Source organism: Pseudomonas sp. E102 (assembly GCF_052660185.1).
In genome coordinates this window covers 5,056,643-5,068,906 of sequence record NZ_CP084025.1, presented here as the reverse complement: position 1 = coordinate 5,068,906, position 12,264 = coordinate 5,056,643, and the positions used below count along the sequence as shown (strand labels likewise).

Genomic DNA, 12,264 nt, shown 5'->3' with positions numbered 1-12,264 from the left:
CATCATGGACCCTTCCCCTGGCTTGTCCCTCGTTACGCTCTTCGCCGAATTCGGCATGATTCTCTTTGCTTTGATCCTGGTCCTGCTCAACGGATTTTTCGTTGCGGCGGAGTTCGCCATGGTCAAGCTGCGCTCGACCCGGGTCGAGGCCATCGCCGAGCAGCATGGCTGGCGTGGGCATATCCTGCGCACTGTCCATAGCCAGCTCGACGCCTACCTGTCGGCTTGCCAGCTGGGTATTACCCTCGCCTCCCTGGGCCTGGGCTGGGTCGGTGAGCCGGCGTTCGCCCATATCCTCGAGCCGTTGCTGGGCGCGATCGGCGTCGAGTCGCCGGAAGTGATCAAGGGCGTGTCGTTCTTCACTGCGTTCTTCATCATTTCCTACCTGCACATCGTGGTCGGCGAGCTGGCGCCCAAATCCTGGGCGATTCGCAAACCCGAGCTGCTGTCCCTGTGGACGGCCGCGCCGTTGTACCTGTTCTATTGGGCCATGTACCCGGCGATCTACCTGCTCAATGCCAGCGCCAACGCCATCCTGCGCATCGCCGGCCAAGGCGAGCCCGGGCCTCATCATGAACACCACTACAGCCGCGAAGAGTTGAAGCTGATCCTGCACTCCAGCCGTGGCCAGGACCCAAGCGATCAAGGCATGCGCGTGCTGGCTTCCGCCGTGGAAATGGGCGAGCTGGAAGTGGTGGACTGGGCCAACTCCCGGGAAGACCTGGTGACGCTGGAGTTCAACGCGCCGCTCAAGGAAATCCTGGCGATGTTCCGCCGCCACAAGTTCAGCCGTTATCCGGTGTACGACAGCGAGCGCCAGGAGTTCGTCGGCCTGCTGCACATCAAGGACCTGCTGCTGGAACTGGCGGCCCTGGATCACATTCCCGAATCGTTCAACCTGGCCGAACTGACCCGGCCATTGGAGCGCGTGTCGCGGCACATGCCGTTGTCGCAATTACTGGAACAATTCCGCAAGGGCGGCTCGCACTTCGCCGTGGTCGAAGAGGCCGATGGCAACATCATCGGCTACCTGACCATGGAAGACGTGCTGGAAGTGCTGGTGGGCGACATCCAGGACGAACACCGCAAGGCCGAGCGCGGCATCCTGGCCTACCAGCCGGGCAAGCTGCTGGTGCGCGGCGACACGCCGCTGTTCAAGGTCGAACGCCTGTTGGGGATCGACCTGGACCACATCGAAGCCGAGACCCTGGCCGGGCTGGTCTATGAAACCCTCAAGCGCGTGCCGGAAGAGGAAGAAGTGCTGGAAGTCGAAGGCCTGCGGATCATCATCAAGAAGATGAAGGGGCCCAAGATCATCCTGGCGAAGGTGTTGATGCTCGATTGAGTGTCAGCCCTGGCATTGAAGGTCCCTGTGGCGAGGGGATTTATCCCCGCTGGGCTGCGAAGCAGCCCTAAAACCTGACAACTCGATGTGGCAGATAGATTGAGTTGGCAGTGTCGGGGCCGCTTCGCGACCCAGCGGGGATAAATCCCCTCGCCACAAAAGCTCCCTCCACAACCCTACAGTGCTACTGCTTACCCACCGCAAAATTGGGCAGGTCGCCCACCGGTTGGTTGAACTGGTAGGGAATCGACACCAGCCCCAACCCGGTATTGCGCTGTACCACGAAATGCAGGTGCGGGCCGGAGCTGTTGCCGGTGTTTCCCGAGAGCGCCAACGGCGTACCGACCGCCACCCGCTGCCCTTCCCGTACGCTCACCGAGCCCTTTTGCAGGTGCAGATAGACACCCATGGTCCCGTCGTCATGCAGCACGCGCACGAAGTTGCCGGAAGGGTCGGTGCCGCGTCCGGTCTGCGAGTTTTCGGTCTTGACCACCACGCCGCCCCGCGCCGCGATGATCGGCGTGCCCTCGGGCATCGCGATGTCCATGGCGTAGCGGTTCTTGGGACCGTAGTGGCTGTATTGGCCATTGGCACCCTGGCTCAATCGAAACGGCCCGCCGACCCAGGGCAGCGGGTAGCGATACGCCTGCGCGGTGCCTGCCGGGTCGCCCAGGGAATATTCGAACCTTGGGGTGTACACAAGGGGCCTGCCGGGCCGGGTGGCGGTGAGCAGCGCCAGGCGCAGGTTGCTGCGCGCCGGCATCACCCGACGAATCGGCCGGCTCGGCGCCCCGCTGACGTTGCGCAACCCGACGAAACTCAGCTCGATCTCGACGGGCGCATACAGGTCATTGCGCACGTAAACCGCGTCCGCGCCCTTCTGCTTCTTGATATCGAGGAACACCTGCCGCTCCAGGCGTTCGACCATCCGATCACGGAACACGAACACCTGGGCGCCTTTGCTGGGGCGGTCGCTATAGGAAACCACGCCATTGGCATCGGTGGATTTGTAGATGGTCATGGCCAGGGCCGGGGTGGCGGCCAGGACGAGACCACAGGCGAACAACAACGGCACGAGCATGGGCAAGAATTCTGTCGAAATGAAGGCCTGCAAAGCAGCCTAGCAGCTGGGATGGACCAGCGTAGTCGGCAGATGTTTCAAAAATGGATCAGCGGTCGGTGTTGGAGCTGATGGCCTCTTCGCGAGCAGGCTCGCTCCCACAAGGGATCTGCTGCGGACACAAATTTTGTGACAAACACAGATCAGTGTGGGAGCGAGCTTGCTCCGGGCGGCGATCCGACGAAAGCGGACTGAGGGGCGCCACCGGATCAGGCGCCCGGTACGAAGTGCTTCTGGGCGGTGCCGCGGGCGATCAGGCGGGAGATGTAGTCGAGTTTCTGCGGGTCTTTGTCGACGAAGCGGAAGGTCAGTTGCAACCATTCGCTGTCGGGCGTCTGCTCATGGGCGACGATGGCGTGCAGGTAGCCGTTCAGACGAGCGGTCTCGGCGTTGTCGCCCTGTTCCATATCCAGTACCGAGCTTTCCAGCACTTGCGGCAGCGTATCGGTGCGCTTGACCACCAGCAGCGCTTCCTTGAGGCTCAGGGCCTTGATCACGCATTGCTGGGTGCCGCTGGACAGGCGCAACTGGCCTTGGCCACGGTTGGTCGGCGAAGTGGTGGCGGCCGGCGCCTTGACCGGCGGGCTGTTGAGCAAACCACGGGCTGGAGCAGCTGGGGCGGGCACAGGGGCGGCGGGGGCCGACGCAACAGCCGCCGTCGGGGGCTTGCCACCGGTCAGGGCGCTGAGGGAGTCATTGCCAAACGCCGAGTTCATCTTGGTCGGCGCGCTGTTCATGAGTGTGTCGAGCTTGCCAACCTTGTTCAGGGCCTGTTTGACCTTGGTCAGCAGCTGTTCATTGGTGAAAGGCTTGCTGACGTAGCCGGATACGCCGGCCTGGATGGCCTGGACCACGTTCTCCTTGTCGCCACGGCTGGTCACCATCACGAAGGGCATGCCTTTGAGGTTGTCCTGCTGGCGGCACCAGGTCAACAGTTCCAGGCCGGACATCTCCGGCATTTCCCAGTCGCACAGCACCAGGTCGAACGCTTCACGGGCCAGCAGGGCCTGGGCTTTCTTGCCGTTCACCGCATCTTCGATGCGGATACCTGGGAAGTAGTTGCGCAGGCACTTCTTCACCAAGTCACGAATGAACGAAGCATCGTCCACGACCAACACACTGACCTTACTCATCCAGATACACCTCTAAAAAATCCCGGCAAGCATACCGCCTTACTGATGGCATATTGCCAAAAAGCTTCAGTCACGCCGGGACTTTTCGTTCGCGGGGTGCTGCTTTCGACTAAAAAAAGCGCAAAAAAAAGCCCGACCAGAAGGCCGGGCGCTTTTCTTGGCAATCTTACTTATCGTCAGTTTCACCGGGAACATTAGCGGTTTCGGACGGGGTGCCCTCCACTTCTTCCTTCATCCGCTTGAGCCCCATGTGGCGCACATCGGTGCCACGCACCAGGTAGATGACCAATTCGGAGATGTTGCGCGCATGATCGCCGATACGCTCCAGGGAACGCAGCACCCAGATGATGCTCAACACCCGCGAGATAGAGCGTGGGTCTTCCATCATGTAGGTCGCCAGTTCACGCAGGGCGGTCTTGTATTCGCGGTCGATGATCTTGTCGTACTGCGCCACCGACAGCGCCAGGTCGGCGTCGAAACGGGCAAAGGCGTCCAGCGCGTCGCGGACCATGTTGCGCACCTGGTCGCCAATGTGGCGAACCTCGACGTAACCGCGCGGGGCTTCGCCTTCTTCGCACAATTGGATGGCACGACGGGCGATCTTGGTGGCTTCGTCGCCGATCCGCTCAAGGTCGATCACCGACTTGGAGATGCTGATGATCAGGCGCAGGTCGGAAGCGGCCGGCTGGCGACGGGCAAGGATGCGCAGGCACTCTTCGTCGATGTTGCGTTCCATCTGGTTGATCTGGTCATCGATCTCGCGCACCTGCTGGGCCAGGCCGGAATCAGCCTCGATCAGCGCGGTCACCGCGTCGTTGACCTGCTTTTCCACCAGCCCGCCCATCGCCAGCAGGTGGCTGCGCACCTCTTCAAGCTCGGCGTTGAATTGCGCGGAAATGTGATGAGTGAGGCCTTCCTTCGAAATCATGGTTTTGCTCCGCAAAAGCTGTGAGCTGCAAGCTTCAAGCTGCAAGCTGATGTGTGTCGTTACTCGGATCGCCTTTTACTTGCCGCTTGCAGCTTGACGCTTGCGGCTCTACGGCTAGCCATAGCGACCTGTGATGTAGTCCTCGGTCTGCTTCATGGCCGGATTGGTAAACAAGGTATCGGTGTCACCGAACTCCACCAGCTTGCCCATGTACATGAACGCGGTGTAGTCGGACACACGCGCCGCCTGCTGCATATTGTGGGTCACGATGACGATGGTGAACTTGGACTTGAGCTCGTAGATCAGCTCCTCGACCTTCAGTGTCGAGATCGGGTCCAGTGCCGAGCAAGGTTCGTCGAGCAGCAGGACTTCCGGCTCCACCGCGATGGTGCGGGCGATGACCAGACGTTGCTGCTGACCGCCGGACAGGCCCAGGGCCGAATCGTGCAGGCGATCCTTGACCTCGTCCCACAGCGCCGCGCCCTTGAGGGCCCATTCCACGGCTTCGTCGAGGACCCGCTTCTTGTTGATGCCCTGGATGCGCAGGCCGTAGACCACGTTCTCGTAGATGGTTTTCGGGAACGGGTTGGGCTTCTGGAACACCATGCCAACGCGGCGGCGCAGCTCGGCCACGTCTTCGCCCTTGCGGTAGATGTTGTTGCCGTAGAGGTTGATCTCGCCTTCGACGCGGCAACCGTCCACCAGGTCGTTCATGCGGTTGAAGGTGCGCAGCAAGGTCGACTTGCCGCAGCCCGACGGGCCGATGAACGCGGTGACGCGCTGTTTCGGGATGTTCAGGCTGACGTCGTACAACGCCTGCTTCTGACCGTAGAACAGGTTCAGGCCGGGCACTTCGATGGCGACGGTTTCCTGAGCCAGGTTCAAGCTCTGCTTGTCGCGGCCCAGGGCCGACATGTTGATGCCGTGTGTGTGTGCTTCGTGTTGCATGGGAGGCTCCCTGTGCTAACAAATTCGGTTTGGTTGGCCAATGAGTGGCCAGGCCAATCTGTGTATGTGTGGGAGCGAGCCTGCTCGCGATTCAGGCGACTCGGTCTGATTTTAGAACCGAGGTGATGCCATCGCGAGCAGGCTCGCTCCCACAGGAAATCGATGTGTAATCAACTATCCAGTGCTTTGTACTTTTCGCGCAGGTGGTTACGGATCCACACCGCCGACAGGTTCAGGATCGCGATCACCAGCACCAACAACAGCGCCGTGGCGTAGACCAGCGGGCGGGCTGCCTCGACGTTCGGGCTCTGGAAGCCGACGTCATAGATATGGAAGCCCAGGTGCATGATCTTCTGGTCCAGGTGCAGGTACGGGTAGTTGCCATCCAGCGGCAGCGACGGCGCCAGTTTCACCACGCCCACCAACATCAACGGCGCAACTTCGCCAGCGGCACGGGCCACCGCGAGGATCATGCCGGTCATCATCGCCGGGCTCGCCATCGGCAGGACGATTTTCCACAGGGTCTCGGCCTTGGTCGCGCCGAGGGCCAGAGAGCCTTCGCGCACGGTACGTGGAATCCTTGCCAGACCTTCTTCGGTGGCGACGATTACCACCGGCACCGCCAGCAACGCCAGGGTCAACGATGCCCAGAGCAGGCCTGGCGTACCGAAAGTCGGCGCCGGCAAGGCTTCGGGGAAGAACAGTCGGTCAACCGAACCGCCCAGCACGTAGACGAAGAAGCCCAGGCCGAACACGCCGTAGACGATGGCCGGGACACCGGCGAGGTTGTTCACCGCAATGCGGATCAGACGGGTCATCGTCCCCTGGCGCGCGTATTCACGCAGGTAAACCGCCGCCAGCACGCCGAACGGCGTCACGATCATTGCCATGATGAGGGTCATCATCACGGTGCCGAAAATCGCCGGGAAGATACCGCCTTCGGTATTGGCTTCACGCGGATCGTCGCTGAGGAATTCCCAGACCTTGCTGAAATAGAAACCCAGCTTGGTGAGCGTGCCCATGCCGTTTGGCTGGTAGGCATGCACCACTTTGCCGATTTCGATTTCCACTTCCTTGCCGTTGGCATCGCGGGCCGTCAGGCTGTCGCGATTGAACTGGCCATGCAGGTCGGCCAGGCGCGCCTCGATGTCCTTGTAGCGAGCGTTGAGTTCGGCGCGTTCGCTTTCCAGATCGGCCTGGGCGGCGGCGTCGAGCTTGCCGTCCAGCTCCAGCTTGCGACCGTGCAGGCGGATGCGCTCCAGGCCAGCGTTGATCGCGCCGATGTCGGTTTTTTCCAGGGTCTTGAGCTCGTCGGCCAGTTGGTTGACCCGCTCGATACGCGCCTGCAACTGCGGCCACGCCGCTTCGCCCTCGGCGATGACCTTGCCTTGTTCCTTGACGTTGACCAGGTAGCCGTAGAAATTGCCCCACTCGCGGCGTTCAAGGGCCATCAGCTCCGGTGGCGTCGTCTGGTTGGTCAGCCAGTCGCCGACGATCCAGGTGAAGTCGGTGCCGTTGAGGTCACGGTTGCCGACCTTGACCAATTCACGGGTCATGAACTCAGGGCCTTCGTCCGGCACCGGCAGGCCAGCACTTTTCAGGCGCTCGCGAGGCACTTCTTCTTTCTGTACGACTTCGCCTACCACCAGGTGCGCAGGCATGCCCGGCACGTTGTAATTGGCGTGGATCAGGTCCGCCGGCCAGAAGTGGCCGAGGCCGCGCACGGCAATCACCGCCAGCAGGCCAATGGTCATGATGACCGCGATGGACACCGCGCCACCGCTGATCCAGACGCCAGGGGCGCCGCTCTTGAACCATCCTTTCAGGGAGTTCTGTTTCACAGACTTCTACCTTTCTTAAAGCGACGAATATTTCTTGCGCAGACGCTGACGGATCAGCTCGGCGAGGGTGTTCATGACGAAGGTGAACAACAGCAGCACCAAGGCCGACAGGAACAGCACGCGGTAATGGCTGCCCCCGACTTCGGATTCAGGCATTTCAACCGCCACGTTGGCCGCCAGGGTGCGCAGGCCTTCGAACAGGTTCATCTCCATGACCGGCGTGTTACCGGTGGCCATCAGCACGATCATGGTCTCGCCCACCGCGCGACCCATGCCGATCATCAGCGCCGAGAAGATGCCCGGGCTGGCGGTGAGGATCACCACGCGAGTCATGGTCTGCCACGGCGTGGCGCCGAGGGCCAGAGAGCCCAGGGTCAGGCCGCGCGGCACGCTGAACACGGCGTCTTCGGCAATCGAGTAGATGTTCGGGATCACCGCGAAGCCCATCGCCAGGCCCACCACCAAGGCGTTGCGCTGGTCGTAGGTGATGCCCAGGTCATGGGAAATCCACATGCGCATGTCGCCGCCGAAGAACCAGGCTTCAAGGTACGGGCTCATGTACAGCGAGAGCCAGCCCACGAACAGGATCACAGGGATCAACAGCGCGCTTTCCCAGCCATCCGGCACCCGCAGGCGAATGGATTCCGGCAGGCGGCTGAAGACGAAGCCGGCGACGAGGATGCCGATCGGCAGCAACATCAGCAGGCTGAAGATGCCCGGCAGGTGCCCTTCGACGTACGGCGCCAGGAACAGGCCGGCGAAGAAGCCGAGGATCACCGTCGGCATCGCTTCCATCAGCTCGATCACCGGTTTGACCTTGCGGCGCATGCCCGGCGCCATGAAGTAGGCAGTGTAGATCGCGGCGGCAACCGCCAGCGGCGCGGCCAGCAGCATCGCGTAGAACGCGGCCTTCAAGGTGCCGAAGGTCAGCGGCGAAAGGCTCAGCTTGGGTTCGAAGTCGGTGTTGGCGGCGGTCGATTGCCAGACGTATTTGGGTTCGTCGTAGTTTTCGTACCAGACCTTGCTCCACAACGCACTCCAGGACACTTCCGGGTGTGGGTTATCCAGCATCAACGGTTGCAGCTTGCCGCCCTGCTCCACGATCAGGCGGTTGGCCCGTGGGGACATGCCGAACAGACCTTGGCCGTCGACTACCTGATCCACCAGCAAGGTGCGGTGGGCGGTGCTGTGGAACACGCCGAGCTTGCCGGCGGTGTCGAGGGCCACGAAACCCTTGCGGCGTTCCTCGGCGCTGATCTCGACAATGGGCGCGCTGCCCATCTGGAAAGTACGAATCTGTTTGAAGCGCGATTCACCGTCCGGATCGCGAGCCATGAACCACTGGGCCAGGCCACCCTTGGAGTCGCCGATGATCAGCGAAATCCCCCCTACCAACTGGGCGGCCGCGGTGACTTGGGCATCGGCGTTCTCCAGCAGCTTGTAGCGACCGTTCAGGCTCTTTTCCCGCAGGCTGAACACGTCGGCCTGGGCGCGACCGTTGACCACGTACAACCACTGCTGGCGCGGATCGACGAAAATGTTCTTCACCGGCTCGGTCATCTGCGGCAGGTCGATACGCGTCTGCTCGCTGGTGATTTCGCCGGTCATCATGTTTTCTTCGCTGGTCAGCGACAGCACATACAGCTGCGCGCCACTGGAGCCGGCCAGCAGCAGCGTCGAATCGGTGGCGTTGAGGCTGACGTGTTCCAAAGCCGCGCCCTGCTCGTTCAGCGCGATCGGCGCCTCGCCGTACGGGTATTCGATCGCGGGCGAAATGGTTTTCTTGCCATCGGGGTAACTGACTTTATAGGTGTGGCGGAACACCAGGGCCTGGCCGTTGGACAGGCCGATCGCCACCAATGGGCTGCCGGGCTGGTCTTCACCAATGGACGTCACACTGGCGCCGGCCGGAACCGGCAGGTCGACGCGGCGCAGTTCGGCACCGCTGTCGAGGTTGTAGAACAGCGCCTGGCCCTTGTCGGAGACCCGCATGGCCACTTGGTTTTGCTCTTCGATGGCGATCATCAGCGGCTTGCCGGCGTCTTGCATCCAGGCTGGGGTGATCGAATCCTTGGCGGTCAGGTCCGCGCCCTGGAACAGGGGCAGCACCACGTAGGCGAGGAAAAAGAAAATCAGGGTAATGGCCGCCAGGACGGCGAGGCCGCCCACCAGCACGTACCAGCGGGTCAGGCGATCCTTGAGCGCACGAATGCGGCGCTTGCGTTGCAGCTCAGGCGTATTGAAGTCAATGCGCTTGGGAGGGGAAGTCGTAGTCATTGTGGAGTTGGCCAGATCATTCATGCGCACACCCTAGCGATCCTGTATGACAGAAAGATGACAGTGAAGTGACGCAACAAATCCGCCGCCAGCTAGAAGCGGCAGCGGATGGGGAAATTGGGCGGTGGAAGTGGTCTGCACTCCCACCGCAGCCCGGGCGTTGGCCCGGGCTCAGGTGTTACTGCTTGGCGACGTTGCCGCCTTCCTGCAGGCCCAGGTCAGCCAGTGCCTTGGCGGCAACTTTGGCTGGAACCGGGATGTAGCCGTCCTTGACCACGACTTCCTGGCCTTGCTTGGACAGGATCAGCTTCACGAACTCGGCTTCCAGCGGGGCCAGAGGCTTGTTCGGCGCCTTGTTGACGTAGACGTAGAGGAAACGCGACAGCGGGTACTTGCCGTTCAGAGCGTTTTCTTCGGTGTCTTCGATGAACTCGCCGCCTTCTTTCTTGGCCAGGGCAACGGTTTTCACGCTGGCGGTCTTGTAGCCGATACCCGAGTAGCCGATGCCGTTAAGCGAGCTGCTGATCGACTGCACAACCGAAGCCGAACCCGGCTGCTCGTTGACGTTTGGCTTGTAGTCGCCCTTGCACAGGGCTTCTTCCTTGAAGTAGCCGTAGGTGCCGGACACCGAGTTGCGACCGAACAGCTGGACTGGCTTGTTGGCCAGGTCGCCGGTCACGCCCAGGTCGCCCCAGGTCTTGACGTCAGCCTTGGCGCCGCACAGGCGAGTCGAGGAGAAGATCGCATCGACCTGGGCCATGGTCAGGTGCTTGATCGGGTTGTCCTTGTGCACGAACACGGCCAGGGCGTCCACGGCAACCGGGATAGCGGTTGGCTTGTAGCCGTACTTCTGTTCGAAGGCCTGCAGCTCGTTGTCTTTCATCTTGCGGCTCATCGGGCCCAGGTTGGCGGTGCCTTCGGTGAGTGCGGGTGGCGCGGTGGAGGAACCGGCGGCCTGAATCTGGATGTTTACGTTCGGGTATTCTTTCTTGTAGTTCTCGGCCCACAAGGTCATCAGGTTGGCCAGGGTATCGGAGCCGACGCTGGACAGGTTGCCCGACACACCAGTGGTCTTGGTGTAGCTCGGGATCGCAGGGTCAACAGCGGCAACCGCGTTGGCAGTCGCAACGCCAGCAGCGACAAAGGTCATTGCCGCCATCAAACGCTTCAGTTTCATGCCTTACTCCTAGCAGATAGGTGTGTTAAGTCGGCCAAGTATTGGGAAGCCGTGTGAACACTCTATGGCTGAAATATGACAATTGGATGAAAGGCCAGCATTGAGGTTTGCAGGATGTTGTGGCGAAGGGATTCATCCCCTCGCCACAGGGCTGTTCGGCGCCGCTTAGCGGCCTTTCTTCCAAAGATACCCACCGATCACCATCCCGATGCCGCAGATGATCGCGACGTAATACGCCGGCCCCATCGGGCTTTCTTTCAACAGCAGGGTCACGATCATTGGCGTCAAACCGCCGAAGATTGCGTAGGCCAGGTTGTAGGAAAACGATAGCCCACTGAAGCGCACCACGGCCGGGAAGGCATTGACCATGACGTAGGGCACTGCGCCGATGGTGCCCACCAGCAAGCCACTCAAGGCGTAGAGCGGGAACAGCCACTCAGGGTGAGTGAACAGGCTGTGATAGAAGCCCCAGAACGTGATCAACAACAAACCGCTGCCAAACACGAACACCCGGCCGGCACCAAAGCGGTCGGCTAATACACCGGCGCCAATGCAACCGAAACTCAGGAATACGATTGCCAGGCTATTGGCCTGCAACGCCGTGGTCGGGCTGAAGTGGTGCACCGTCTGCAACACCGTCGGGGTCATCAGGATGACTACGATGACGCCGGCCGACAGCAGCCACGTCAACAGCATGGAAATGACAATGGCTCCACGATGGTCGCGCAGCACGGCGCGCAACGGCACTTCTTCGGCCAAGGCCTTGCGCAATTGCAGTTCGGCAAACACCGGGGTTTCGTGCAGCCAGCGACGCAGGTACACCGAAAACAGGCCGAACACGCCGCCCAGCAGGAACGGGATTCGCCAAGCGTAATCCGCCACTTCCACCGGCGTATAAATGCTATTGATGGCGGTGGCGACCAACGAACCCAACAGAATCCCCGCCGTCAGGCCGCAGGTCAGGGTGCCGCAGGCGTAGCCGATGTGGCGCGCCGGCACGTGCTCGGAAACGAATACCCAGGCCCCCGGTACCTCGCCACCGATCGCCGCCCCCTGGATCACGCGCATCAGCAACAAGAGAATCGGCGCCCACATGCCGATCTGCGCGTAGGTCGGCAACAAACCCATGATCAGGGTCGGCACGGCCATCATGAAAATGCTCAGGGTGAACATTTTCTTGCGCCCCAGCAGGTCGCCGAAGTGAGCCATGATGATCCCGCCCAGCGGCCGGGCCAGATATCCGGCGGCAAAAATGCCAAACGTTTGCATCAGGCGCAGCCATTCGGGCATTTCAGCGGGGAAGAACAGCTTGCCGACCACGGTGGCGAAGAACACGAAAATAATGAAATCGTAGAACTCCAGCGCGCCGCCCAGGGCAGAAAGCGACAGGGTCTTGTAGTCGTTACGGGTCAGCGGACGGGCGGGTTGTGCGGGCGTCGCCGTGCTCGAAGGCGCAGTGGTCATGGCAAGGGTTTCTCTTATAGTCGGTTCTCGG

9 protein-coding genes are annotated in these 12,264 nt (G+C 61.5%); 1 reads left to right on the top strand and 8 read right to left on the bottom strand.

Annotation, left to right across the window (positions count from 1 at the left end; translation table 11 throughout):
* Nucleotides 1–4: 4 nt before the first annotated feature.
* On the top strand, nucleotides 5–1,345 hold the full coding sequence (locus DOCECA_RS22815) for a hemolysin family protein (protein ID WP_420767116.1): 1,341 nt from the start codon (nucleotides 5–7) through the stop codon (nucleotides 1,343–1,345).
* 184 nt (nucleotides 1,346–1,529) lie between these two features.
* Here DOCECA_RS22815 and DOCECA_RS22810 read toward each other — a convergent pair whose 3' ends face one another.
* From DOCECA_RS22810 to DOCECA_RS22775, 8 genes are all read right to left on the bottom strand, one after another.
* Complete coding sequence (locus DOCECA_RS22810; protein WP_420767115.1) at nucleotides 1,530–2,426, bottom strand: peptidoglycan DD-metalloendopeptidase family protein; 897 nt, start codon at nucleotides 2,424–2,426, stop codon at nucleotides 1,530–1,532.
* Between the two features lie 248 nt (nucleotides 2,427–2,674).
* Nucleotides 2,675–3,598, bottom strand: coding sequence for a response regulator (locus DOCECA_RS22805; RefSeq protein ID WP_420767114.1), 924 nt, complete (start codon nucleotides 3,596–3,598; stop codon nucleotides 2,675–2,677).
* A gap of 166 nt (nucleotides 3,599–3,764) precedes the next feature.
* On the bottom strand, nucleotides 3,765–4,526 hold the full coding sequence (phoU, locus tag DOCECA_RS22800) for a phosphate signaling complex protein PhoU (RefSeq protein WP_030139132.1): 762 nt from the start codon (nucleotides 4,524–4,526) through the stop codon (nucleotides 3,765–3,767).
* A 114-nt stretch (nucleotides 4,527–4,640) separates the two neighbouring features.
* Nucleotides 4,641–5,474 (bottom strand): phosphate ABC transporter ATP-binding protein PstB, encoded by an 834-nt coding sequence (gene pstB, locus DOCECA_RS22795; protein WP_420767113.1) that lies wholly within the window; start codon nucleotides 5,472–5,474, stop codon nucleotides 4,641–4,643.
* A gap of 170 nt (nucleotides 5,475–5,644) precedes the next feature.
* Complete coding sequence (gene pstA, locus DOCECA_RS22790; protein WP_420767112.1) at nucleotides 5,645–7,315, bottom strand: phosphate ABC transporter permease PstA; 1,671 nt, start codon at nucleotides 7,313–7,315, stop codon at nucleotides 5,645–5,647.
* Nucleotides 7,316–7,330: 15 nt separating this feature from the next.
* Entirely contained in the window at nucleotides 7,331–9,364 is a 2,034-nt protein-coding gene (locus DOCECA_RS22785; protein WP_434611693.1) for an ABC transporter permease subunit, read from the bottom strand.
* A gap of 406 nt (nucleotides 9,365–9,770) precedes the next feature.
* A complete protein-coding gene (locus tag DOCECA_RS22780) occupies nucleotides 9,771–10,769 on the bottom strand; it encodes a phosphate ABC transporter substrate-binding protein PstS (RefSeq protein ID WP_053127032.1) in 999 nt (332 codons plus the stop codon).
* 165 nt (nucleotides 10,770–10,934) lie between these two features.
* Complete coding sequence (locus DOCECA_RS22775) at nucleotides 10,935–12,233, bottom strand: MFS transporter (protein WP_445571126.1); 1,299 nt, start codon at nucleotides 12,231–12,233, stop codon at nucleotides 10,935–10,937.
* Nucleotides 12,234–12,264 lie beyond the last annotated feature (31 nt).